Annotated in this window: 28 protein-coding genes; 20 read left to right on the top strand and 8 right to left on the bottom strand. The window is 62.6% G+C overall.

The annotated features are described in order from the left end of the window. Positions 1 to 43: 43 nt before the first annotated feature. Positions 44 to 178: a hypothetical protein gene (locus F8237_RS37180; protein WP_259172044.1), complete on the bottom strand. Its 135-nt coding sequence runs from the start codon at positions 176 to 178 to the stop codon at positions 44 to 46. A gap of 188 nt (positions 179 to 366) precedes the next feature. Here F8237_RS37180 and F8237_RS02490 point away from each other — a divergent pair, with 188 nt between their 5' ends. The 7 genes from F8237_RS02490 (at position 367) to F8237_RS36785 (ending at position 6,494) form a co-directional block, all read left to right on the top strand. Next, positions 367 to 594 (top strand): hexameric tyrosine-coordinated heme protein, encoded by a 228-nt coding sequence (locus F8237_RS02490; RefSeq protein WP_151642244.1) that lies wholly within the window; start codon positions 367 to 369, stop codon positions 592 to 594. A 330-nt stretch (positions 595 to 924) separates the two neighbouring features. Continuing rightward, on the top strand, positions 925 to 1,071 hold the full coding sequence (locus F8237_RS35870) for a hypothetical protein (RefSeq protein ID WP_154696350.1): 147 nt from the start codon (positions 925 to 927) through the stop codon (positions 1,069 to 1,071). Positions 1,072 to 1,254: 183 nt separating this feature from the next. Beyond that, entirely contained in the window at positions 1,255 to 1,671 is a 417-nt protein-coding gene (rnk, locus tag F8237_RS02485; protein ID WP_244626066.1) for a nucleoside diphosphate kinase regulator, read from the top strand. Between the two features lie 279 nt (positions 1,672 to 1,950). Beyond that, positions 1,951 to 4,089, top strand: a complete 2,139-nt coding sequence (gene nirK / locus F8237_RS02480; RefSeq protein WP_151642243.1) for a copper-containing nitrite reductase — start codon at positions 1,951 to 1,953, stop codon at positions 4,087 to 4,089. Positions 4,090 to 4,133: 44 nt separating this feature from the next. Continuing rightward, positions 4,134 to 4,499: a phosphorylase family protein gene (locus F8237_RS02475; protein WP_151642242.1), complete on the top strand. Its 366-nt coding sequence runs from the start codon at positions 4,134 to 4,136 to the stop codon at positions 4,497 to 4,499. A gap of 124 nt (positions 4,500 to 4,623) precedes the next feature. Further along, on the top strand, positions 4,624 to 5,313 hold the full coding sequence (locus tag F8237_RS36790) for a c-type cytochrome (RefSeq protein WP_244626171.1): 690 nt from the start codon (positions 4,624 to 4,626) through the stop codon (positions 5,311 to 5,313). A gap of 68 nt (positions 5,314 to 5,381) precedes the next feature. Further along, positions 5,382 to 6,494, top strand: a complete 1,113-nt coding sequence (locus F8237_RS36785; protein WP_201280178.1) for an FTR1 family iron permease — start codon at positions 5,382 to 5,384, stop codon at positions 6,492 to 6,494. 18 nt (positions 6,495 to 6,512) lie between these two features. On the opposite strand, the gene F8237_RS02465 is transcribed toward F8237_RS36785, so the two are convergent. From F8237_RS02465 to F8237_RS02450, 4 genes are all read right to left on the bottom strand, one after another. After that, positions 6,513 to 6,836 (bottom strand): hypothetical protein, encoded by a 324-nt coding sequence (locus tag F8237_RS02465; protein WP_151642241.1) that lies wholly within the window; start codon positions 6,834 to 6,836, stop codon positions 6,513 to 6,515. 175 nt (positions 6,837 to 7,011) lie between these two features. Continuing rightward, positions 7,012 to 7,674: a hypothetical protein gene (locus tag F8237_RS02460; protein WP_201280177.1), complete on the bottom strand. Its 663-nt coding sequence runs from the start codon at positions 7,672 to 7,674 to the stop codon at positions 7,012 to 7,014. Positions 7,675 to 7,936: 262 nt separating this feature from the next. Continuing rightward, positions 7,937 to 9,439, bottom strand: coding sequence for a mercury(II) reductase (merA, locus tag F8237_RS02455; RefSeq protein WP_151642240.1), 1,503 nt, complete (start codon positions 9,437 to 9,439; stop codon positions 7,937 to 7,939). Positions 9,440 to 9,567: 128 nt separating this feature from the next. Next, positions 9,568 to 9,885: a heavy-metal-associated domain-containing protein gene (locus F8237_RS02450; RefSeq protein ID WP_151642239.1), complete on the bottom strand. Its 318-nt coding sequence runs from the start codon at positions 9,883 to 9,885 to the stop codon at positions 9,568 to 9,570. An 84-nt stretch (positions 9,886 to 9,969) separates the two neighbouring features. Between F8237_RS02450 and F8237_RS02445 the strand changes: the two genes are divergently transcribed. From F8237_RS02445 to F8237_RS02435, 3 genes are all read left to right on the top strand, one after another. Next, positions 9,970 to 10,386, top strand: coding sequence for a MerR family transcriptional regulator (locus F8237_RS02445; protein WP_151650434.1), 417 nt, complete (start codon positions 9,970 to 9,972; stop codon positions 10,384 to 10,386). A gap of 92 nt (positions 10,387 to 10,478) precedes the next feature. Then, positions 10,479 to 10,820, top strand: a complete 342-nt coding sequence (locus tag F8237_RS02440) for a hypothetical protein (protein ID WP_151642238.1) — start codon at positions 10,479 to 10,481, stop codon at positions 10,818 to 10,820. Positions 10,821 to 10,822: 2 nt separating this feature from the next. Beyond that, on the top strand, positions 10,823 to 11,242 hold the full coding sequence (locus F8237_RS02435) for a TlpA disulfide reductase family protein (RefSeq protein ID WP_244626170.1): 420 nt from the start codon (positions 10,823 to 10,825) through the stop codon (positions 11,240 to 11,242). A gap of 339 nt (positions 11,243 to 11,581) precedes the next feature. Here the strand turns inward: F8237_RS02435 and F8237_RS02430 are convergent, their stop codons facing one another. Further along, on the bottom strand, positions 11,582 to 12,166 hold the full coding sequence (locus F8237_RS02430) for a peroxiredoxin-like family protein (protein WP_151642236.1): 585 nt from the start codon (positions 12,164 to 12,166) through the stop codon (positions 11,582 to 11,584). 156 nt (positions 12,167 to 12,322) lie between these two features. Here F8237_RS02430 and F8237_RS02425 point away from each other — a divergent pair, with 156 nt between their 5' ends. From F8237_RS02425 to F8237_RS02375, 10 genes are all read left to right on the top strand, one after another. Further along, positions 12,323 to 12,700, top strand: a complete 378-nt coding sequence (locus tag F8237_RS02425) for a thioredoxin family protein (RefSeq protein ID WP_201280176.1) — start codon at positions 12,323 to 12,325, stop codon at positions 12,698 to 12,700. A gap of 1 nt (position 12,701) precedes the next feature. Beyond that, positions 12,702 to 13,421 carry a cytochrome c biogenesis CcdA family protein gene (locus F8237_RS02420; RefSeq protein ID WP_151642234.1) on the top strand — a complete coding sequence of 240 codons (720 nt, stop codon included), beginning with the start codon at positions 12,702 to 12,704 and terminating at the stop codon, positions 13,419 to 13,421. Positions 13,422 to 13,796: 375 nt separating this feature from the next. Further along, positions 13,797 to 14,507 (top strand): DUF6969 family protein, encoded by a 711-nt coding sequence (locus tag F8237_RS02410; RefSeq protein WP_151642232.1) that lies wholly within the window; start codon positions 13,797 to 13,799, stop codon positions 14,505 to 14,507. Positions 14,508 to 14,635: 128 nt separating this feature from the next. Continuing rightward, positions 14,636 to 15,058 (top strand): DUF302 domain-containing protein, encoded by a 423-nt coding sequence (locus F8237_RS02405; protein WP_244626065.1) that lies wholly within the window; start codon positions 14,636 to 14,638, stop codon positions 15,056 to 15,058. Positions 15,059 to 15,237: 179 nt separating this feature from the next. Continuing rightward, positions 15,238 to 15,576, top strand: a complete 339-nt coding sequence (locus F8237_RS02400) for a BufA1 family periplasmic bufferin-type metallophore (RefSeq protein WP_151642230.1) — start codon at positions 15,238 to 15,240, stop codon at positions 15,574 to 15,576. Positions 15,577 to 15,636: 60 nt separating this feature from the next. Then, complete coding sequence (bufB, locus tag F8237_RS02395) at positions 15,637 to 16,515, top strand: MNIO family bufferin maturase (RefSeq protein ID WP_151642229.1); 879 nt, start codon at positions 15,637 to 15,639, stop codon at positions 16,513 to 16,515. Further along, positions 16,499 to 17,272 (top strand): HvfC/BufC N-terminal domain-containing protein, encoded by a 774-nt coding sequence (locus tag F8237_RS02390; protein WP_151642228.1) that lies wholly within the window; start codon positions 16,499 to 16,501, stop codon positions 17,270 to 17,272. The genes bufB and F8237_RS02390 overlap by 17 nt, the downstream gene beginning before the upstream one ends. A gap of 17 nt (positions 17,273 to 17,289) precedes the next feature. After that, positions 17,290 to 17,796, top strand: a complete 507-nt coding sequence (locus F8237_RS02385) for a DoxX family protein (RefSeq protein ID WP_151650433.1) — start codon at positions 17,290 to 17,292, stop codon at positions 17,794 to 17,796. 61 nt (positions 17,797 to 17,857) lie between these two features. Next, a complete protein-coding gene (locus F8237_RS02380; protein ID WP_151642227.1) occupies positions 17,858 to 18,484 on the top strand; it encodes a sigma-70 family RNA polymerase sigma factor in 627 nt (208 codons plus the stop codon). Positions 18,485 to 18,486: 2 nt separating this feature from the next. Next, on the top strand, positions 18,487 to 19,158 hold the full coding sequence (locus F8237_RS02375; protein WP_151642226.1) for an NrsF family protein: 672 nt from the start codon (positions 18,487 to 18,489) through the stop codon (positions 19,156 to 19,158). A gap of 269 nt (positions 19,159 to 19,427) precedes the next feature. Here the strand turns inward: F8237_RS02375 and F8237_RS02370 are convergent, their stop codons facing one another. After that, the gene (locus F8237_RS02370; protein ID WP_244626064.1) at positions 19,428 to 19,904 is read right to left on the bottom strand and encodes a hypothetical protein; all 477 of its coding nucleotides are present in this window, start codon (positions 19,902 to 19,904) and stop codon (positions 19,428 to 19,430) included. A gap of 400 nt (positions 19,905 to 20,304) precedes the next feature. After that, entirely contained in the window at positions 20,305 to 20,559 is a 255-nt protein-coding gene (locus F8237_RS02365) for a hypothetical protein (RefSeq protein ID WP_151642225.1), read from the bottom strand. Positions 20,560 to 21,889: the final 1,330 nt, after the last annotated feature.

Below are 21,889 nucleotides of genomic sequence, written 5' to 3'. Positions count from 1 at the left end.
GCGTACCGCGATAGTTCTACGTCGCCCGTGGATCGCATCCGCATTAGGCTAACATGACCGCGGCGATCATCCCAACGAAGGTCAAGACAAGGCCGGCGACCAGCATCGGCACCAGGCTGCTGCCGGAATAGGGATCAGGTGACGCTTCGTCGGTCACGAGACGGTATCGATATCTCATTCATGGTTCCTTCCTGTTGACTCCTGAACCCTTTGCCGAGATCGGGTGTGATGCCGTTGACACTCGCGATGCCAGTCCGAGGCTCGCGGACCTCTCCCGAGTCGTGACAGGCTCCATAAATAGGTATTCAAAATACATATTTATAGGAGTAGGCTTGAATTGCAAAGTAGAATTTGGAGGACTCCCAAATGGCCGATGTCTGGCTGCCGTCGCTGAAGACCGACACTCCACAGGCTGGCTTTGAGCTCGCCGTCAAGCTCTCGCGCATGGGCGTGAAGCTCACACAGCCCTCCGATCAGGTAAGGTCGCATTTGCGCGCGGCTTACGAGCAGGATTCCTCGCAGTTGATCAACGCTTCCCATGTCATTGCCGTGCACTTCCAAACGGTTGCCGCCGCAAACAATTGGTGGAGATAGCTGGCGCGGCCTGCCGCACAGTCTCGCTACCATGAATCAAAACCGCGACGCGAATCGCGGTCCTAGTTCGCCATGCGCGTTTTCGTCACAATGGTCACAGCGTAACGGTGGGCTATGTTCACTACATTATGACCTATTCCGTCGATATCGACCCGCGTCTCGCGCGACTTCATCTTCACGGCGGTCGCCTGCAAGCAGGCATTTAGCCGGACGGCCGCACGCGCCGTCCGGATTTTCCATCCTTTTGTCGTGGCTTCCGCCTGGGAGGCCGCTTCGACTCGAACAGAAGGAGCCTCTGGTGCTGCCTCTTCCGAAGATCACATTGACCGGTTGACTATCCACGTCTCGAGCAGTTCGCGCGCTGCAGCCCACCAGGGGGATGTCGACGCGGCCTCGCTGAGGGGCGAGATCAACCGCGCCGAGATCGTGCGCGACGAGGCGGATGACGTCGAGCCGTTCGCGAAAGTCGGATCTTGAGGGACCTACTGGACGAACTGGCGCATCCCGGCTGCCCGACCGTCGTCACGATCCACAGCGTGAAGCGGTCCGAACGAATGTCGCCCCCTGTTCCGCGCACCGGGGTCCGCAAAGACCAAACCGGTTGACGATGACCCGGCCAACCGCCGCCTAGACATGGCGAGATTTACAATTGGAGTGAGCATGACCAATACCAACCGCCACCGCCGGCAGGAAGCAATGCCCCTGCCACCCATCAAGGTGATCGAGGAAGAAATGCGTCGTCTCAACGCGCTGGCCAATTTGAGCGTCGAGCTCTTTCCCCGTGTGTCTCATTTCCTCGCAAGGGAAATGGAGCGTGCGACCGTCGTCACCGACGACATGGACATGCATGGAGTCGTCAGGATGAGCTCACGCGTGAGCTATCGGGATGACAGGACGGGTGAGACCCGTGAGGTGATGCTCGTCTATCCTCACGAAGCGGACATCAAGCTGGACCGGATCTCGGTTCTGACGCCGGTCGGAGCTGCCCTCATCGGCTTGACTGTCGGGCAAAGCATCGAATTTCAGACTCCGGGTCATCAGATCCGGACGCTCACTGTGCTCGATGTGTCAAGATGACGGAAAGCCCGACAATGGACCACTTTTTTGTGTTCAAGCAGGCGTCGCCGCGCACGCTGCGCCGCCAAGGAACTGAGTTCGAGCCGATGCGGCTTTCGGCCATAATATCGTCTCTCGATAGGTGAATTACCTCTTTCGCCACGAAAGCAGCGCGTGTCCGTCCCGAAGGCCTCCGAATGGCCAACTTGACTACGCGTCGCAGCAGCCCGACATCGTAGAGGTTACTGACTGGTTCGAACGGACCAGGAAGAGGGGACGCCATCCTAGGGGAGGAGCTCGATGTGGGACACTGCCACCGAGGCGCTGCGCCGCTGGTCGATACTATTGATTGGCTTGGTGCTGATTGTCGGAGGGCTCTGGCTCGGCCAATTGTTCTACTCGACGGAGAGCGCCGGGCTGCAGAACGAGATGGCGTCCTCCGAGAAGCCATCTGGCGACACCAGTCACCAGATGGCGCACGTCACACCGCCTGATCAATCAACTCGAAAGACGACAGCCGAGCCACAGCGCGCGCAGGCGTCGACTCCACCGGCTCGCCAGCAGACGCCGCCTTCCTCGTCGGAGACGGCGGCGTCTCCGCGGGCCGTGGAACAAAAACGAGCTGACGAGCCGCATGACCACATGGCACAGATGGCGTCTGTGCCGGCTCCGACGCCGAGCGGCCAAGCTGCGCCAGTCGCCCAGTCAGCGACATCGGTGGCCGGAGCGGCACCTGCGGCAGGCGCCGGCGATGCTGCCGCCGGACGTCTGGTCTTCCGCAAATGCCAGGCCTGCCACTCGCTTGATGCTGGCAAGAACATGCTGGGGCCTTCGCTCGCAGGTGTGATCGGTCGCAAGTCGGGTACCGAGCCCGGCTACAATTATTCGCCTGCCATGAAGCAGGCGGACCTAGTCTGGGATCCCCAGACGCTCGACAGGTATCTCGGCGATCCCGCGAAGGTCGTGCCCGGTAACAAGATGCCGTTCCCGGGTTTGAAGACGGATCACGACCGGGCCGACGTCATCGCCTATCTGGCGACCGCGGCAGCCGCGGGCCAGAGCGCCGCGGGGACGCCCATCGCTCAGGCGCAGCCAACGCCGGCAGGCGCGCCGCCCCCCAGCCGGCCACAGAGCGCGACCGGCGCCGACATCGGCTACGTTGCCGATGCGAGATACACGCTGCGGTCTGGCATCGCCGAAGGACGTATGGTCTATATCGGAGTCGGCGGCGCGATCGAGGGCAAGGTCAACCCGGTGCTGACCGCTTCCGAGGGTCAGGTGGTCCAGCTCACGCTGATTAACGGCGAAGGCGCCGAGCACGACATCGTCTTTCCCGACCAGGACACCAAGTCCCCGCGCGTCACCGGCAAGGGCGCGAGTACCACCATAGCGTTCAGAGCCGGCAAGTCCGGGGACTTCACCTACTACTGCAGCGTCCCTGGACATCGACTGGCGGGCATGGAAGGCCAGTTCATCGTCACGCCGAGACCTTCCCCGCAGACAGTCGTCGAGGCCGACATCTCGCGCGAGCCCGGCGATCTGTCGCCTCCTATCGGCAAGCGCGACCCGCAGACCGTTCGCGTCGATCTCTTGAGCGTCGAGGTCGAGGGCAGGCTCGCCGAAGGCACCACGTTCGGATACTGGACTTTCAACGGCAAGGTGCCGGGCCCGTTCATTCGCGTCCGCGTCGGGGACACCGTCGACATCCACCTGAAAAATTCCGCAGACAGCGCCATGATCCATTCCGTCGACTTCCATGCGGCGACCGGTCCCGGCGGCGGCGCGGCCGCGCTGCAGGTCGATCCGGGCGGCGAGAAGTCAATGACGTGGAAGGCGCTGGTGCCGGGCCTCTTCGTCTATCACTGCGCGACGCCGATGGTCGCCGAGCATATCGCCAATGGTATGTACGGCCTCATTCTCGTCGAGCCCGAAGGCGGGCTTCCGCCCGTCGATCACGAGTTCTACGTCATGCAGGGCGAGATCTATTCCGACATTGCCTTTGGCCAGCACGGTAGCGCCGAGTTCAGCGTGGACAAGCTCCTCAACGAGCGCCCCGAATACTTCGTGTTCAACGGCTCCGTCGGCGCCCTCACCAAGCTGCATCCGCTCGAGGCCAAGGTCGGCGATACCGTGCGGATATTCTTTGGCGTCGGGGGCCCCAACTACACCTCGTCGTTTCATGTCATCGGCGAGATATTCGACAAGGTCTATAATTTGGGTGGCATCACGTCGCCTCCTCTCGAAGGCATCCAGACGGTTATGGTTCCGGCGGGCGGCGCTGTCATCACCGAATTCAAGCTGGACGTGCCCGGCAACTACACTCTCGTCGATCACGCCCTTGCCCGCATGGAGCGGGGCCTGCTCGGTGTGCTGCACGTAGAGGGCCCGAAGAACCCTGAAATATTCAACGGCGAGGTTATGCCTGGAATGGGACACTGATCTCGGGCTGGATTTGGACGCAGGGTCGTGACTCGAACGGATGGATGATTCACGGCTTCGGCGGATTTCCTCCCGAACTTCTTCAGATTGCCGGGCGTTCGCTCCCCGAGAAGGTGCATCGGGGCTCCACGTGGAGCACGGACGCACCCTATCGCGAGACCGAGGCGGCGATCGCGCGTGCACGCGAAATGGGGACGCTTGACGTGGAAATGGAAGCTGCAGCTCTCTATGCCTTTGGTACGACGAGCGGCAATCCCATCGTCTGCTTTGCGCACGAGACGAATTCCATGGCGCAGACCGAGGGCGACTTCGAAAAGGGCGAGGCGGACGTCGTGGCGGCGACGCTCGCGGTGGTCGCCGCCGCGGCGAGCGCCTCGAGAGCCGAAGCCGAGATTTTCAACAAGAGGTGATCCCTGCCCAGATTAGAGCGGCTCCAATTGAGCTCACCCTGGCCCAGGCGCTACGAACTTCAGTCCCGTCATTTCAGCAGGCACCGTCGTGAGAGCCAGACCGCTGCGCTTCGTATTGTTTGTCGTGTTCGCTGTTGTGCTCCAGGGGCCGGCCAAGGCCGAAACTGGCGATGTCGAGACCACTTGGCGCCTCCTCGACTACATCGCAGTCGACTACGCGGGTGCGGTCGCGCACGGACATGTGTCGAGCCCCTCGGAATACGCCGAACAGAACGAGTTCGCCGCCACGGTCGCCGAAAAGCTGCGTGGGCTTCCGGCGAAGCCCGAGAAGGGGGTGATCCTGGGGGAGGCTGACAGGCTGAAGCGCGCGATCGCCGACAAGGCCGAGCCGGAACAGGTTGCGGAGATCGCGCACCGCTTGGCGGCCGCCCTCCTGGCGGCCTATCCCGTGCCGCTCGCGCCGGCGAAAGCTCCCGACCTCGCGCGCGGCTCCGCGTCCTTCGGCCAGAACTGTGCGACCTGCCACGGACAAGCGGGGGACGGCCACGGCCCGGAGGCGGCCAAGCTGGATACACCTCCCATCGCCTTCACGGCTGCCGATCGTGCTCGTCAGCGCAGCATCTTCGGGCTCTATCAGGTCATTACGCAGGGACTGGACGGAACGGCGATGGCAACCTTCGGGGGCTGCCGGCCGATGAGCGCTGGGCACTGGCCTTCTACGCCGGACAGTTTGCCTTTCCGGAGGCCGACGCAGCAGAAGGCGAACGCCTTTGGAAGCAGGACATATCGCTTCACCGTTTTCTTCCCGATCTGAAGGCACTGGTCAGGACGACGCCCGCCGCGCTCGCCGCCAGGATTGGACAAGGCAAGGCTGATGCTGTCATGGCGTACCTGCGCCGCCATCCGGAGGCCGTCGCGCAGCAGGATGGGTCGCTGTCGCTGGTCCGCGCACGCTTGACCGAGAGCATCGACGCTGTCCGGGCAGGCGACCGCAAACGCGCCGGCGAACTGGCGTTGTCCGCCTACTTGGACGGCTTTGAGCCGATCGAACCCGCGCTGATCGCGAGCGACCGCACCCTGATGGAGCGGATCGAAGGGCTGATGGGCGAGTATCGCGCGGCTGTCCAGGGCGAGACCGCCGACGCGCTGTCGAAGCGGGTTCAGGTTCTGGACGGTATGCTCGACGACGCGCAAGCTGCGCTATCTCCGGATGCGACGAGTGCACTTTCGACATTCCTTGGGGCAGCGACGATCCTGTTGCGCGAGGGTCTCGAAGCGCTCCTTATCGTGGTCGCGATGATCGCCTTTCTTTGCAAGGCCGAGCGAATGGAGGTCATGCCTTACGTTCACGCCGGCTGGATCGGCGCTCTCCTCGCGGGCTTCCTGACATGGGTCGTCGCGACCTGGATGATCGGCATCAGCGGAGCCAGCCGCGAACTGACCGAAGGGTTCGGATCGGTCTTCGCCGCGGTGGTGCTACTGTCGGTCGGCATCTGGATGCACGGCAAGGCGCAGGCGGATCAGTGGCAACGGTATATCCGCGAGAGGATGTCCAGGGCGCTGTCCGGCGGGTCGGCCTGGTTTCTGTTCGCCCTCGCATTCGTCGTCGTCTATCGGGAGGTGTTCGAGACCATCTTGTTCTACGCCGCGCTCTGGCATCAAGGGAACGGCGGCGCGATTCTCGCCGGCGCGCTCAGTGCCTGCATCGCACTGACGGTCATGGCATGGGCGATGCTGCGCTACAGCAGTCGGCTGCCGATCGGCAAGTTCTTCATCTACAGCTCTTGGCTCATGGCGGTCCTCACCGTCGTGCTGGCAGGAAAGGGAATCTCCGCGCTGCAGGAAGCGGGCATCGTCGGCATCTCCCCGCTGCACGCGGTGCCGCGCCTTTCGCTTGTCGGTTTCTTTCCGACAGTGCAGACCGTCGCCGCTCAGATCGTCATGATCGCTGTATTGTCGTTCGGATTCGCGCTCAATAGGCAAAAAAGACGCTAGATTCGGGTTCGCTCGCGCCTATTCGTCTTTCCGAACCGACTCCAAAATAGAAGCATAAGCTTTCGCGAAGACGAGATTCGTCTTGTCGATGTCGACTTCGATGTATCGCTCCCTCACGATTGCGATGAGCTTTTCGAGGTGGATCTTGAGTTGACGTCTCGCGGCATCGATTTCATCCCGAGCGAGCTTCTGTTCAGGCGGATCTGGACGATCAGTCCGCCGAGGCTGGCAGACGTCGTCCTGCGACGGCACGCACCATCCGCCGTTTGAAGTCTCCAATACGCGCCTGATCGAGACGATCGCAGCGTTCGAGCGGCGCTGCGACAGCGAGCGGCTGCACATTCAAAACGTCCAAAATGAAAAACAGCCAGTCGTGATCCGGGTAAAGCCGCACTGGAGCGAGGGCCGACGGCACCCGTTGCAGCCACGGGTAAAGTTGGTCCCCTATAAGTTGGTCCGTTAATCGGGGCAAAGTTGGTCCCCTAACCCTTGCGCTGCGACCTCGCGAACCCAAGTTTCACTCGGGCCGGGCTATGATCTGATGATGAGCATCGACCCCGATGCGGCCGCGCTCCATTCCGTGCGGTTGTCCGCCGCTGTTGTAGATGACGAGTACTGCGTTGTCGTGGGTCGGAATGCTAGGCAACGTCACAACGATGCTGGCGGTACCGTCGGCCTTCGCGGTGAAGCTGTTCGTCTTCCCGGCGCCGTCCATCGGCGTGAAGCTGATCGGTTTCGTGTCGAAGTGGTTCTCAAAGAGGCTATAGCTCGCGTTTGGCTGCAGGTTCTTAAAGGTCGCCTCCAGAGTCGCCTTGCCGTCCTTCTCCGTGATGGTGACGGTGCCGGTGGCTGCCAGCCATGACTGAAGATCGAAGCCGAGGGGCTTGTGCTCCGCGTTGAATAATTTCGACGTCTTGGGATCCTGGTCGATGAACGGCGGCCGTACGCCGGCGACGTGCTTGATGCCTTGCGGACCAGTGGCTTCCGGAGCGGAGGCATCCTCGACGAAGACCTGCGGATCGAGCGTCTTCGGCTGTTTCGTCTCCGCCGAGAAGAAGGCGGCGTGCGTGACGAATGCTGGCTTTATCGGTGAGGCCGCGAATCCGGTCTCGAAGGAGGTGAGGAGCAATCCGCCGGCGGCCGCCAGGACGACGATACGTCGATTGAATTCTTGTTTCATTGAATTATTTGCCCGTTGAGTTGGTGGTGAGAGCGCTAGGCTCCGAACGGCAGTTCGTTCCGACGGGCGGCAAGGTTACCAACCACAGACAAATTCCTTACTCAGATACCACGACCGCGCGGGGTACGGCCGGCACTCCTACCGTCATGTCGGTATAGACGTGTCTTAGGACGATCGTACTTAGACCCCGACAGAAATTGCGTCCTCAGGACGAACCCTGTCTCGGTCGTCTTTGCCGACGACAGAGGCTGTGCTTCGGGGATCAACCAGCGCAGCAGGAAAGCTTGGCGACGTCCTTCCCGAAAGCCAGCGCAGCAAGCTTCAGTCCCTCGACCGTCGTGAGGTACGGAAAGATCGTGTCCGCGAGATCGTCGACCGTAAGGCCATGCCGGATCGCGAGCGCCGCGGTCTGAATGCTGTCAGCACCTTCCGGAGCGAGGATGTGGGCGCCGAGCAGCCGACCGCTACCGGAGTCGGCCACAAGCTTGATGAGGCCGCGAATGTCGCGCGCGGCGAGGGCGCGCGGCACCTTGTCGAGACCGATCGTCGAGACGCGAACCAGATGTCCAGCGGCCCTCGCTGCGGCCTCGGTAAGGCCGACGCTCGCGACTTGTGGGTCGGTGAACACGACGGCCGGCATGGCGCTGTTGTCGTAGCGCAAGCTGTCGCCATTGAGCGCGTTCTTGGCGGCGAGCTTGGCGCCGTAGGCGGCCATGTAGACGAACTGGTCGCGCCCGATCACGTCACCGGCCGCATAAACGCCGGCTTTGGTCGTCTGCAAATGATCGTCGACCACGATACCACCCTTCGGTGACACGGCGATGCCGTGCTGGGGGAGCCCAAGGCCTTCGATGTTCGGGCTACGGCCAGTGCAGACCAGCACTTGATCGGCGCCGATCGCGAAGTCTCGACCCCCGCGGGTGACGACGAGCGACACGCGGTCGTCGGTCTTGCGGATGGAGCGATAGACGACCCCGCTCTCTATGGTGACCCCTTCGTCGTGGAGATATCGCGTAAGTGCCGAGCCGACTTCGGGCTCGGCCTCGGGAACGAGGCGGGACCGGCAGACGAGCGTCACCTTGACGCCGCAGCGGGCGAACATCTGGGCGAGTTCTGCGCCGATGTAACCCCCGCCGATGACGACGAGCGACGCCGGCAGTTCCTCCATCTCGAGCGCCGTGGTGCTTGTAAGATAAGGCACGGCCTCGATGCCTGGGATGGCGGGCACGGCCGGTCGGGCACCTGTGGCGATGATGACCCTGTCGCTGGGGATCCGCGTGCCGTTTACCTCGACGCCGCCGTCGACGAGGCGTGCCGGCCCATCGCGATAGGCGATGCCGTCGTAGGCCGGGAGCAGGTCGACATACTTGGCCTGACGCAGCATGGAAACCAGCGCGTCCTTCTGGCGCACTGTTCGGCGCCAATCGATGATGCGCGCCTCGGCAGCGATGCCGGCGAAGCGCGATGCCGACTGAGCGCTGTGCAGAGTCTCTGCCGCGCGGATCAGAGTCTTCGAAGGGACGCATCCGATGTTGACGCAGGTACCGCCGATGGTGCCGCTGCCGATGAGCGCCACGCGGGCACCCTGTTCGGCGGCGGTGATGGAAGCCGAGTATCCGGCCGAGCCAGCTCCGATCACGACGAGGTCGTAGCCTGAATTGCGAAGGTCGCGTTTCACCGGCCGGTTTGCGGCTAGTGCGCCGCTCGCAGACGCGGGCGGTCCAAATTCGCCGACCGGAATGGAAGAGCCGCAGCAATCGTTCATGGCTTCACGCCCTCGTCGTGTTTAGCAATCGGTCAGCGACCGTTGTGGTGCGGAGACTCGCGGTGGCTCGGCAGGTGAGCGCTGGTCGTGCCGAAGCGCGTCAGAGCGAAACGTTGGCTTCAACCGCCTTATTGCTTCGCCTGCGCCGGGTAGCCTGCGTTCATGCTCGCGGCCGCGATGGTATCCGTCGTTGCCTTCGCGTCGTCGAAAGTCACCGTTGCAGTCTTGGCCGTAAAGGAAACGGTTACAGTCGAGACGCCGGGCACGGCCGCCATGGACGACTTCACGATATGAGGGCACGCGGCGCAGTACATGTTGTCGACGCGAATGTGAAGCGCCCCGAGGATGCTGCCCGCGGCGACCAAGCGCTGCCGTTTCTGCCCACCGCCTTCGTTCTCTGCCGTCGTCGGCGCAACGCTTGCCGTCCCTGATCGTGATGCGTCCATCTCCGCTTCGCCTCCTTGTCCAAATCCGAAGCACGGCGTAATGTGCGGTCTGTAGCGGCTACAGGGTCAAGGGAAGTTGGAATGGTGCGCAGTCACGCTGTGGTGAAGGGTCTCCAGCGGGCCGAGCTTGCACGACGAACGGGCTCCAACCTGGAGACCGTACGTTATTATGAGAAGGTCGGACTGTTGCCAGCACCGCCACGGACGGCAGGCGGCTATCGCACCTACGATGCGACGCACGAACGTCGCCTCCGTTTCGTGCTGCGGGCGCGCCAACTCGGATTTCCGCTCGATGAAATCCGAGAACTCCTTCGCCTCGTAGACGAGCGCGATCGGCCATGTGCCGAAGCGAGCGCAGTTGCCGTCGCTCACCTCAATGACGTGCGAGCGAAGATCGCCGATCTAAGGCGGATGGAGCGGGTTCTGAGGGACGTAGTGGCGCAGTGCGCGGACGATACGCGGTCGGATTGTCCGCTGATCGAAACACTTTTTCGCGGGTAGGCGCGCGGCCTCGCGTTTCGGCCGTTCTTGTCGGTCGCAAGTTCCGTAACCTTTCAAGGTATGCAACGAACTGCGGAACAAGGAGAGCGGCCATGCCATCCAAGAAGCAGACGTCCGTCCGGATCACGCACCGGTCGAGCGGAGAGGTGATCGCCGAAGGGCCGATTGGGTTTCTCGGCATAACTCCCTTCGAGGGCAATCTCTACATCCGCCGAAAATATGTGAAGACTTCGCGGCTCAAGCCGAACTGGGTTCCGGGTCTTTGCATCTACAAGTTCCTGTACGTTTGGCTCGACCTGCGACTTCCCGATGATAGGGGAGAGCCCTTCATCGGATGGATGTACTGGTTGCCCAATCCACTGTTGCCGTTCATCGCCTTTCGGCCCGCGGTTCCTCGTTCGTCGCCGGCGCTCTTGGTCGAGGAGATCGCTTGACGATGGACGCTGACGGACGTCCGGACCGGGCGAAGCTCGCTTCGCGCCGTGACATCGTACTGCAGGCTCTCGTTGGTACAGCGGCTGCGGTGGTCTCGCCGTTGGCGGGCGCCGCTGCGGACGACGATGTTCCAAACTTCGAATCCGGACGCTACCAATTCACGATCCTGCGCCCGCGGGAGGCGTTGGCGCCTCTCCGGCTCTTCCGTCTCGAAGGGGGAACGACCGATCTCGCCTCGCTGCGAGGCAAGCCGATCCTTTTGAATTTCTGGGCTTCGTGGTGCGCGGCCTGCCGGATGGAGTTACCCGCGCTCGACAGACTGTATCGCGGCCGCTGGCGGGACACGGTTCATGTTGCGGCCGTTTCGGAAGATAAGGGCCCCGCGACGCGGTCGTCCGCTTCGTCAAGCTGCTTGATCTGAAGGCGCTTCCGATCTTTCTTGATCCCAACGGCTACGTAGCGCACTCGAACCGCGACAACGCTAAGAACGCGCCGTTCTCGCTTTACGGAATGCCGATAACGTACGCGATCTCAAGTTCGGGATCGGTCGTCGGCTACATGCCTGGTGATGCCGATTGGTCGTCTCCCGCAGCGGACGATCTGATCGGGTATCTGAGCAAGAGCTGACGGTCGTCGTCTGCGCCGTATCCGAGAACGCGGTGGTCAACAATGCGCTCGATTGTCAGTAGGTCACTCTGCGTTGACGATCGCGCGAACGGGCGCTAACTCGATCTCACGGAAAGCGCCCGTGTCCTGCCGCTTAAGATACCTGCTGCCGTTGGCGCTCATCATCCTGTGACAACTCCGTAATCTCACCGCGCGCCGGGTAGCCGCTCTTCACCACGAAGTCGATGGCCGTCAGGATATCTCCAAGGTGCGGGCGCGCGAACGGCATCGTCTGCACGCTGCCGAAATACAGGGTGCCGTCCCGACGCAACAGGTAGAGCGCAGGCTCAGAAAACAACGCCGGCTCCTCGACGCCAGCGGACGTCTTTCCGTGTCCCGAGGAAACGTAGAGCCCCCAGTGGCGGGCCGCGGCAAGACCCAGACCGTAGCCGAGGCGAAGCCGCGACAGCCCCCAGGTCTGCATGGTCTGCTCGGCACGCTCCTTCGTGTCCGTCGATATTGCCACCACCGAGACGCCACGCTTCTCGAAGTCGTCGAGCTTGGATTCGAGGTCCTTGAGTTGACCCTTGCAGATCGGACAGTGGAGGCCGCGGTAGAAGACGATGAGGGTGAAGTTCGTCGGCTTCTCTGACGCAAGATCGAACTGGTTGCCGCCTGCGAGATCGACACGCAACGGCGGAGCCGGTTGGCGGGGAAAGAGAGGAACGAGATCAGTCATTCTTTGTCCTTTCGAGTGCTGCCCTCGCCCACCACTAGTTCGAGACGCTTGGGAGAGCACGAACGATCTTTTTTTATCGCGACGTAACCTTTCGCTCGCAGGGACGAACCTGAACGGCGGGACGGAACAGCAACTTCCAACATGGGGAAGACAATCATGTTCGCGAACATCTTCAGGGCGGCACTGGCCACGGGGCTCCTTTCGTTGGCATCCGTTGCGTGGGCGGGCCAGCCTTACGACGCCAAGGCCTTTCAGGCTTCTCAGGCGGCAGGCAAGTCCATTCTCGTCGACGTCTCCGCGCCGTGGTGCCCGACCTGCAAGCAGCAGCGGCCCATCGTTCAGGCGATCGAGAAAGAGCGTCCCGACCTCGTCGTCTACGAAGTCGACTTCGATACGGCCAAGGACGTCCTGAAGCAGTTCCGCGTGCAGTATCAGAGCACCCTGATCGTGTTCAAGGGATCGAAGGAAGTCGCGCGGTCGACCGGCGAGACCGATCCCGCGCCGCTGCGCGCGCTGGTGGCGAAGGCGTTCTGAGATGTCTGCAAATCTCGCGCTCGGCTATGCCGCCGGCGCGCTGTCGACATTGTCGCCATGCGTGCTTCCGATCCTCCCGATCGTGCTGTTTGGCGCGCTCGAACGGCATCTCTGGGGTCCGGTGGCACTCGCCGCGGGCTTGGCGGCGTCCTTCGCCGGGGTCGGAATCGTGATTGCTGCGTTCGGCTTCAGCGTCGGCATAGACCCCGGGACGCTACGGCTCGCCATCGCGGCTCTCATGGGTGCGGCTGGCGTCGTTCTGCTGGTGCCCGCGCTGCAGGGCAGGGTGGCTTCCATGGCTTCTCCGGTGGCCGGCAAAGGCCAGGTCTTGCTCGATCGGCTTCAACCGTCCGGCATCCTAGGGCAGTTCGCTCTAGGCGCCGTACTCGGCGTGATCTGGTCGCCGTGCTCTGGGCCGACGCTCGGCGCGGCCATCGGTCTGGCGGCTCAGGGCGACGATCTCGGCAAGGCTGCCGCCACCATGTCGGCTTTCGCGCTGGGGGCGGCGACGCCGATCCTCCTGCTCGCCTACGGCTCTCGCCAGGCGATCTTGGCGCGGAGGGACTGGATGGCGCGCGCATCGCGCATCGGAAAGCCGCTGATGGGAGCTGCCTTCTTCGGCATCGGACTCTTCGTGCTTACGGGCCTCGACAAGATTGTCGAAGCCTCCCTGACGGCCGCCATGCCCGACTGGCTGGTGAACGTGACGACGCGCTTGTGAAGCCGTCGAAATTTCAACCCAAGGAGATACGGGATGTCTACGCTCAAAAAGTCGCTGCAAACCCTCGGTACAATTGCCGCCGTCACCGGCATGGTCGCTGCAACGCCGGTCCCCGCAGCGGCCGGTTCTAACCCCTGCGCGCCCAAGCACAAGTCGGCCAAACGGGCTGCGAACCCGTGCAAGGCAAATCCCTGTGCGCCCAAGGCGAACCCCTGTGCAGCGAAGAATCCTTGCGCAATGAAGAAGTAGCCCTGCGCTGAGACCGGGCACCGATGGAGGAGACGGCGGGCATCTCGCATGACGCCGTCTCCGGCCGTTGTTCACTGTGGATGGACTGGGTAGGTAACCAAGATGGCTCGTCTCGCTGCGACTGACATGCTCGCTTCCGACCCGTCCGGTCTCCCGCGGGAGGCGCTGTCGCGCATGGCGGCCGCCGCTGAGACCGTGGTCGATTGCATGCGCGAACTCCACGAGGCCAGGAGCAATCTCGTCATGGAGGCGCTGCACGGCAGCGAAGGGTTCGTCGAGTGGGAACACTATCCGCCTGACGACGTGCGAGATCCGGAGACGCACGCGCAGTACTTCCTTCATGCCCACGCTCCCGACGGCCGGGATGCGCCAGACTTCGCACATTTTCACATTTTCATGGGCGCCGCCGGAATGCCGGTAGGCGTTCGGCCCGCAAAGTTGCATGGCGGCGCGCCCGACGCGGGAGATGGCGGCAAGATGTCTCATGTTGTCGCCATCTCGCTCACGCCGAGGGCAATGCCCGAGCGACTGTTCACGACAAACAGGTGGGTGACTGCGGAGACTTGGTACGCGGCCCCGGACGTTGTCGCGATGCTGAACGCGTTCTCCCTGGACGCGGCCGCGGGCTCTCAGACGCTCAACCGTTGGATCACGGCGATGATGGTCCTGTTCAGGCCCCATATCGAGCGGCTCCTTCACGAACGCGATACCACCGTCGAACGCTGGCGTTCGTTGCATCCCGGCATCGACGTATTCGAGGATCGGCGCCTCGAGATCACATCGTCGATCGACATATCGCTCGAACGTCACATCGAGTGGCTCGACGGCCAGATCTAATGGGCTTTCAAGCTTAGCAAGCGGCGAAACCGGCCGACGACCTTTACGGATTTCGCAATAGGAGCAGTTCGAATATGCGCTACGTCCTTGCAGTCCTCTTCGTCTCCCTTTCCGCGATGTCCTCCGTCATGGGCGGTACGGTCGGCGCCCGAGAAGGATGGGTCGTGATCGATACGACCTATTCGTTTTCGGAGCTGACGGGTCGGCTCGAGACGGCCGTGAAGGACCAAGGTATGGGCCTGGTCACTTCGGCCAGCGCGTCCGACGGCGCGAAGGCCGCGGGATTTCAGATTCCCGGCAACAAGGTTTACGGCGTCTTCCGCAACGATTTCGCCCGACGGATGCTGGCCGCGAACGTCGCCGCCGGCATCGAGGCTCCGATCCGCTTCTACGTGACGGAAAATGCCGACGGGACCGCAACTTTGTCCTACAAGAAGGCCACCACCGTGTTCGCGCCTTACGAACAGCAACCAAGCGAGCTCAAAGGAATCGCCGCCGAGCTGGACGAAATCTTCGGGAAAATCGCCGAGTCCGCCACGCTCAGGAAGTAGCCGCAGACGGCGATGGCGTACCGGTCGAGCGACGGCAAGGGAACGGAGTATGGGTTGGGACTTCGCGAAGAAGGTAACCTTTCAGCCCGTGCGACGAACTTCTGTCAGGGCGGGCGATCGGCCCTCCCAGGAGGCGACTGCGTATTTCGCAGTGTCATCACGAACACGGAGAACGATAGATGTCCAATCGCACGCTCAATGCAATGGTCGCCGGCGCTTTTGCCGTGGTCATCGGCTCACTCGCCACATCCGCCCACGCGCAAAGCATGGCGGACAAGGAAAAGATGATGAAGGAGCAGCAAGCCAAGGTCATGAAGGCCATGGAAGGCGGCAAGATGGAGAAGTGCTACGGCGTCGCGCTGAAGGGGCAGAACGACTGTTACGCAGGTGCCGGCACGACCTGCGCCGGAACCAGCAACGTGGACTATCAGGGCAACGCGTTCAAGCTCGAACCCAAGGGCACCTGCACGACCATGAACACGCCGAAGGGAGCGGGCAGCCTCACGCCGAAGGCCTGATCGCGCTCATCGCGGGCGGGCCGCGCGACGGCCCGCCACAATCCTTTTCGGGAGACGCCCGTGTCGTATTTGTCGCAACAAGACCCGATTCCACCTCGCGGGGGAGTCGGTCTCAAGGCAGAGCACTACCGCACGATCATCGAGACGACTCCGGACGTCGGCTTCTTCGAGGTTCATGCAGAAAACTACATGGGGGCGGGCGGTCCACCTCATCACTACCTATCGGCCGTCCGCGAGCGTTATCCGCTGTCGCTGCACGGCGTAGGTCTCTCGATCGGAGCGGATCGTCCGCTCGACGAAGGACACTTGAGCCGGCTTAAGGAGCTTGTTAGACGCTACAGACCGGGCCTTTTTTCCGAGCATCTCGCCTGGTCGTCGCACGACACCGGGTTCCTGAACGACCTCTTGCCGGTCCCCTACACCGCCGAGACGCTCGCGCGCGTCATCGAGCACATCGATCGGGTGCAAGGCGTCTTGGGGTGCCAGATGCTGTTGGAAAATCCGTCGACCTACGTGGCTTTCCTCGAGAGCACCTATTCCGAAATTGACTTCATCGCCGAGGTCGTCCGACGCACCGGGTGCGGACTGCTGCTCGACGTCAACAACGTCTACGTCGCGTCGACCAATCAGCAGTGGGACCCCGTCGGGTACATTGAATCCTATCCGCTCGCTCACGTCCGTGAAATTCATCTGGCTGGTCACAAACGCGAGTTGGATGAGAAGAAGCGGCCGCTCCTCATCGACACGCACGATCGGCTCGTCGATCAAATGGTGTGGAAGCTCTACGCGCTCGCCGTGCGACGTATCGGTCCGGTGCCGACCCTTATCGAGTGGGATGCCGACGTGCCGCCTTGGGCGGTCCTCCAAGGGGAGGCGCTTCGTGCCGAGGTCGTGATGTCTTCAAGCCATGAGGTGACGCGCCATGCCATCGCTTGCTGAGAAACAGCGGGTCTTCGCCGCGGCGATCATGGATGCCGGTCTGCCCGTTCCCGCAGGGGTGGTCGGACCGGATCGCGAGGAAAGCGTGAGGCGGTTTTCCGTCTACCGCAACAACGTGGTGCTCGGGCTTGTGGGGACCTTGAAGGACGCTTTTCCGGCGGTGCAGCGGATCGTCGGGTCCGATTTTTTCCAGGCCATGGCGCGCGCCTACGTTGCGATCGAGCCTCCCCGTTCTCCGATGATGTTTGACTACGGGGCGGGCTTTCCCGATTTCATCGGGCGGTTCGAACCGGCTGCCGTCCTACCCTATCTGGCCGACGTAGCCCGCATCGAGCGTGCTTGGTCCGAAGCCTATCACGCCGCCGACGTTTCGCCGATCGACGCCGATGCACTTTCGGAGGTTCGCCCCGACCAGCTACCTTCGATGAGCCTGGCTCTCCATCCGTCGGTGCGTACCATACGCTCTCGGTTCCCGGCGTTGTCGATCTGGCGCATGAATATCGACGGTGGCGTACCCGCGCCGGTAGACCTCGAAGCGGGCGGCGAGGACGTGCTCGTCCTTCGGCCGACGATCGATGTCGAGGTGAGATTTGTCCCCCACGGAAGCGTCGATTTCATCCAGGCGCTCGGCGACGGACAATCAGTGCTCGCGGCGCTCAAAACGGCGGTGGATTGCGACCCCGCCTTCGATCTCTCGGCGAATCTGTCGGACCTGATCCGGGTGGGTGCGCTGATCGGCTACAGGCTTGCCTCATGACCAACACCAAAACTGATATGAACCGCCACGCCAGCACCGCGATCCTCGTCGATGGGGTGACGCAACTAAGCGAATGGCTTGGCCACATCGCCCTCATCGTCGCGCCTCTGGTGCTCCGGATCGCCTTGGCTCTGCCGTTCTTCAGGTCAGGACTGACCAAGTGGGATGGCTTCCTCTCCCTCTCGCCGGCCGCGGCCTTCCTGTTCGAGGAGGAGTTTAAGCTGCACCTGTTCGGCCAGGCTTACGACTTCCCTTTCCCGACCCTGTTCGCGTACTTCGACGGCGTGGCCGAGATCGTGTTGCCCGTCTTGTTGATCTTGGGATTTGCGACGCGTTTCAGTGCGCTCGCGCTCCTGGTCATGACGGGCATCATTCAGCTTACCGTGCCCGAAGGCTGGGCGAACTTCCATCTTCCCTGGGCGGCGTTGGCGATCGGCCTCATGGCGGTGGGTCCGGGTGCTCTGTCGATGGACAGATTACTGTGGTCGTTGCGCGGTTCCCGGCTTATGTACGGAGGCGATTGATGAGGTTGCCGGTCGAATGCGGCATTGACGGACCTGATCGGGGCCATCGCGGAGCTTGCGAATGACGGGCGATCCGGGCATGCGCCCTCCCTTGAGGCTCGTCGAAAAGGGCGGTACCACAGGTACGGGCATCCAGCAGCCCGCAATGCGCGATCCGGACTGGGCGATCCTGATGGCCAGGGCCCAAGACGGGGACAGGGCGGCCTATCGTCGGCTCCTGGAGGAAATTGCACCGTATCTTCGAGCCCTTGCTACGCGCAGGCACCGCGCCCCCCAGGACATTGAAGACGCTGTGCAGGACATATTGTTGACCGTTCACGCCATCCGGCGCACCTACGATCCGACGCGACCGTTCGGTCCGTGGCTGGTGACCATCGCGAACCGCCGCTTCATCGATAGACTGCGCAGCCAAGGGCGGAGACGCAATCGCGAAACGCCTCTTACGCCGGAGCATGAAACCTTTTCGGACCATCGAGCGAACTTCGATGAGGGGCCGGACCGGAAAGAGTTGGAGAGGGCGATCGACGATCTACCGCCCATGCAACGACAGGCAATCCAGCTTCTAAAGCTGAAGGAGATGTCGTTGAAGGAGGCCTCAATAGTAAGTGGAATGTCAATTGCGTCCCTTAAGGTCAACGTCCATCGAGCCGTAAAGAGTTTGCGGAAGATGTTGGGCGATCGGAGCTAGTCATGATCGCGACACCCGATCTCATCGAATCGCTCTCGGCGAACATGAAGCCGGTGCGGCGCCTGCGGCCACCCGTGATCCGGGCGCTCGGCTGGCTGCTGCTGGCGGCCCTGGTCGTGACGCTTCTTGCCGTCAGTCAGGGTATCCGTCCCGACCTTGTTCAGCGGCTCCAGCAGCCGACCTTCGCGGCCGGAATGGTAGGCTCGATCCTCACGGGCGTGCTCGCAGCAGTCGCCGCATTTCTAGTCAGTTTGCCGGATCGCTCGCGGCTTTGGCTCCTGCTTCCCGTGCCGGCCGTGCTGATGTGGCTATCCAACATTGGCTATCAGTGTCTGGGAGAATGGGTGTCGTTCGGCCCGAACGGCGTCGGCATGGGTGAAGCGGTACGCTGCTTCGCGACGCTGGTGCTGACCAGCTTGCCGCTGTCGCTTGCCCTGCTGGTCATGCTGCGCTACGCGGCGCCGCTCCGCCCGACAGCCGTGACGTTGATGGGAAGCCTTTCGGTGGCGGCGATCACAGCAACGGCCCTGTCTCTCTTCCATACCGGCGACGCGACCCTGATGATCCTCATGTTCAACATTGGTACCGGGGTCATGTTCGTCGGCCTCGGCAGCCTCTTCGGCAGCCGGATGTTCTCCTGGGTGGCCAACCGCGCCCATTTCGCAGCCGAATAGTTCGGCATTCAATTCAGCGATAAGCTCGTCGCATCAGCCGGCCACGGGAACGACTTATGGTCCATCTTCCTTCACTGTCGAACGACGCGACGCTTCTGAACGTCTTCAAGACGTTTCCGGAGACTGTCATTCGGCCTGCAATATTGACCCCCTAAGCCGGGGGATCGGCGTCCAGCAGGCCGATTGACAGCGTCAGCTCGTGCATCACCTTCGTGACAATTGGCGGCGGCGGGCGCCGCGTCCGCCGCAAGCCATCGGCTATCGAAAGTTTAATGTTCCAGCGGTTGCCAACCGGCATGGTCGAAATACTTGCCGTACTGAGCGAGCGCCCGCACAACTTTCATGGCCCCTTGATTGCGACCGGCCCCTGTCTTCATATCGGCCGCGCCGTCGATGATCTGCTCGAGGACAAGATGAAGTTGCTGGTCGGCCTGTTCGGGCAGCTTGCAGTTTCCGACCACATAGTCGATCTGCGCCTGGACACGCGTCGCCAGGGCCTCATATTGCGCAGGCGTGAACGCATTGTCGTGAATGGGCGTCAGCGATTGCGCCATAGCGACACGGATTTCGCCCATGCCGCGGCGCAGGGCGTCATCCGTCGGCCACTTCTTGCCGTGGTTTAGCTGGAGCTGGATTGTCGCGGCGGGTCCGTCATGCGCGTGCGGTCCAGCAGCGAGGGCAGGGAGGCCCATGACAAACCCGAGTGCGACGACGGCGGGAATGAGCGACTTGGTCGGAAAGATCACTGGACTTTCTCCGAAGAGTTTCTTTGCTCGTAGATAGGAGGACGGCGACAGCCAGGAGCTTGCGCTGGAGCAAAGTCCTCGGCGAATGAGCTGCGGCCGCACGACGCAGTATGCTCAGCTCGGCGCGCGGCCCGCCAGCACGCAAAGCTGCGGTCCAGACTCGGATCGAACGCAAACGACTCAGATCGAACGCGAAACGACACGGCGAATTTCGAGTCCGGTCCGGCCGTCACCGCGCCCGGTCTTGTCGCGAAGCGAGAGCGCATGAACTGGCGAGGCGAACGACAGGCTCGCTTAGGCGTCGATAGGCCGCCATCACCACTTCGCTGACGCAGCATTACGGAGACTCTCGCCACGTCGTGATGCTGCAACTTTACGCGCAGCAGAGCAGCAGAGACGATCAGCCGCGCTTCTTCGGCTCGGGCGCGCCTCGATCGAACGTCGTCTTGAGGGAGGCGGGAGATATCTCAAAACGACGCTCGATCCAGTGCGCGAAATCGGCGGGATGGACGACCATGAGCGTTTGTCCGTCGGGTCGAGTGTGGATCTGGCACGACAGCTGACGCTTCGTTCCGTCTGGTCGCCTGACAACCGACGTTGCAAACGTTTCGCAATCCGCAGCCGCGAAGTCGGACAGGTTGTCCGTGACCTGCACGTCGGCGCGCCGCGAACGCCGTCGCAAGCACCCCGTCGTCCTCGGTATCCAAAAGAGACGGGTCAGGAGTGCCCCCAAACACCATGTACGGATCGAGCCGGCGCGGACCGTACCTCATGATCGCAACGAGCGCTGCGTCGAGTCGGGACCCAGGAGGCGGCGCAACGCGCTGATGGATGGGCCCCGGCTCTGCAGCGCACCGCTGAAGTAGCGCTGCGCAGCGTCCGGGGCACGAGACTGCGGTATCGGGCGCAACTGTTTCCACATCGGCCTTGCGAGCGCAGCCAGAATCTCGCCGCGGCGACAATGCCCATTCCGTCATCCTGAGGTGCGAGTGGCGCGATGCCAAGCATCGCGCCGGGAGCCTCGAAGGATGAACGGCCGAGATGCAGCCGGGCCGTCGCCCTTCGAGGCTCGCCGAAGAGGCGAGCACCTCCAGCGACAACGGCTACGCCGTTGCGCGGGGGTGACGGTGATGGGCAAGTGCTCGTCGCAGCATTCGACTTCTGAAGCGTTAGACACGCCTTCGCAGCCTCGCGGCTTGTTTTGCCCGAGCTTTGCTTCATCGCCTTGCCCCAAAATGAAAGAGGGCGCAGGGAAGACCGGGTGCCGGCTGGCACCCACGGTCCACTGTGCGAAAGGTGGCAACAAGAATTTGCACAGCGGCATACAGGTGTAGCCAAAACATCCGGCCTTCCCTGCGCAGTGGCTTGACGGCTTATGTCGCGCTCTCCCCGGGGAGCGATGCACTCTTGCCCCCGTCGCCTTGCGACTGACGATGCGCGCGCCCGGTCGGGCCGCCACATCACCGCAACGCTTGACGCCAGCCTGCGGGCGCCAGGACCACACGATTTTGCCGTACGCAGATCACACCGGTCGTGCGTGCGATGTGCCTCGCTCACGGTTTCCCGCCCTGCGATCACCGTCGCACCGATGTGGCCCACGTCCACCGCCGTCCTGCCCGCGTTCGTGACGATCGCGATACGCCCCTCTTCCTTGGGCCGGAGTGCGCGCAATATCCGCCTATTCCGAAATTCTGTAAAGGCGAATATTTTTGGCAGCGCGGGTTGACCGATCGCTTGGGTGTTTTGCCCGACGGGCAACACAAGATCTCGTAGCCGCAGCAGTTGTCCTTCTCGCGCCAAGCGACGCCAGATAGAACGCCGCGCATGCCGCGGCGGTCACTGCATCCTTGTGCGGCATTGTGCAAGTCCGTTTCACCTTGCCGGTATCCAGATGGCATGCCATCCTAGGGTCAGCCAGGCATAAACAAGCGGAAGCGGGCGCCAGTCACAGCTTCCGAAAAACCTTGGTCGGGGAAACCCTTTGG

The sequence above is a fragment of the Bradyrhizobium betae genome (assembly GCF_008932115.1).
Lineage (GTDB): Bacteria > Pseudomonadota > Alphaproteobacteria > Rhizobiales > Xanthobacteraceae > Bradyrhizobium > Bradyrhizobium betae.
This window is presented reverse-complemented; position numbering and strand designations above follow the sequence as displayed.

Bases quoted from the DNA above. Each gene is read 5' to 3' on its own strand.
- F8237_RS37180 (WP_259172044.1), bottom strand. From the start codon at position 178: ATGAGATATCGATACCGTCTCGTGACCGACGAAGCGTCACCTGATCCC.
- F8237_RS02490 (WP_151642244.1), top strand. From the start codon at position 367: ATGGCCGATGTCTGGCTGCCGTCGCTGAAGACCGACACTCCACAGGCT.
- rnk (WP_244626066.1), top strand. From the start codon at position 1,255: ATGACCAATACCAACCGCCACCGCCGGCAGGAAGCAATGCCCCTGCCA.
- nirK (WP_151642243.1), top strand. From the start codon at position 1,951: ATGTGGGACACTGCCACCGAGGCGCTGCGCCGCTGGTCGATACTATTG.
- F8237_RS02475 (WP_151642242.1), top strand. From the start codon at position 4,134: ATGATTCACGGCTTCGGCGGATTTCCTCCCGAACTTCTTCAGATTGCC.
- F8237_RS36785 (WP_201280178.1), top strand. From the start codon at position 5,382: ATGGCGTACCTGCGCCGCCATCCGGAGGCCGTCGCGCAGCAGGATGGG.
- F8237_RS02465 (WP_151642241.1), bottom strand. From the start codon at position 6,836: ATGTGCAGCCGCTCGCTGTCGCAGCGCCGCTCGAACGCTGCGATCGTC.
- F8237_RS02460 (WP_201280177.1), bottom strand. From the start codon at position 7,674: ATGAAACAAGAATTCAATCGACGTATCGTCGTCCTGGCGGCCGCCGGC.
- merA (WP_151642240.1), bottom strand. From the start codon at position 9,439: ATGAACGATTGCTGCGGCTCTTCCATTCCGGTCGGCGAATTTGGACCG.
- F8237_RS02450 (WP_151642239.1), bottom strand. From the start codon at position 9,885: ATGGACGCATCACGATCAGGGACGGCAAGCGTTGCGCCGACGACGGCA.
- F8237_RS02440 (WP_151642238.1), top strand. From the start codon at position 10,479: ATGCCATCCAAGAAGCAGACGTCCGTCCGGATCACGCACCGGTCGAGC.
- F8237_RS02435 (WP_244626170.1), top strand. From the start codon at position 10,823: ATGGACGCTGACGGACGTCCGGACCGGGCGAAGCTCGCTTCGCGCCGT.
- F8237_RS02430 (WP_151642236.1), bottom strand. From the start codon at position 12,166: ATGACTGATCTCGTTCCTCTCTTTCCCCGCCAACCGGCTCCGCCGTTG.
- F8237_RS02425 (WP_201280176.1), top strand. From the start codon at position 12,323: ATGTTCGCGAACATCTTCAGGGCGGCACTGGCCACGGGGCTCCTTTCG.
- F8237_RS02420 (WP_151642234.1), top strand. From the start codon at position 12,702: ATGTCTGCAAATCTCGCGCTCGGCTATGCCGCCGGCGCGCTGTCGACA.
- F8237_RS02410 (WP_151642232.1), top strand. From the start codon at position 13,797: ATGCTCGCTTCCGACCCGTCCGGTCTCCCGCGGGAGGCGCTGTCGCGC.
- F8237_RS02405 (WP_244626065.1), top strand. From the start codon at position 14,636: ATGGGCGGTACGGTCGGCGCCCGAGAAGGATGGGTCGTGATCGATACG.
- F8237_RS02400 (WP_151642230.1), top strand. From the start codon at position 15,238: ATGTCCAATCGCACGCTCAATGCAATGGTCGCCGGCGCTTTTGCCGTG.
- F8237_RS02390 (WP_151642228.1), top strand. From the start codon at position 16,499: ATGCCATCGCTTGCTGAGAAACAGCGGGTCTTCGCCGCGGCGATCATG.
- F8237_RS02385 (WP_151650433.1), top strand. From the start codon at position 17,290: ATGAACCGCCACGCCAGCACCGCGATCCTCGTCGATGGGGTGACGCAA.
- F8237_RS02380 (WP_151642227.1), top strand. From the start codon at position 17,858: ATGACGGGCGATCCGGGCATGCGCCCTCCCTTGAGGCTCGTCGAAAAG.
- F8237_RS02375 (WP_151642226.1), top strand. From the start codon at position 18,487: ATGATCGCGACACCCGATCTCATCGAATCGCTCTCGGCGAACATGAAG.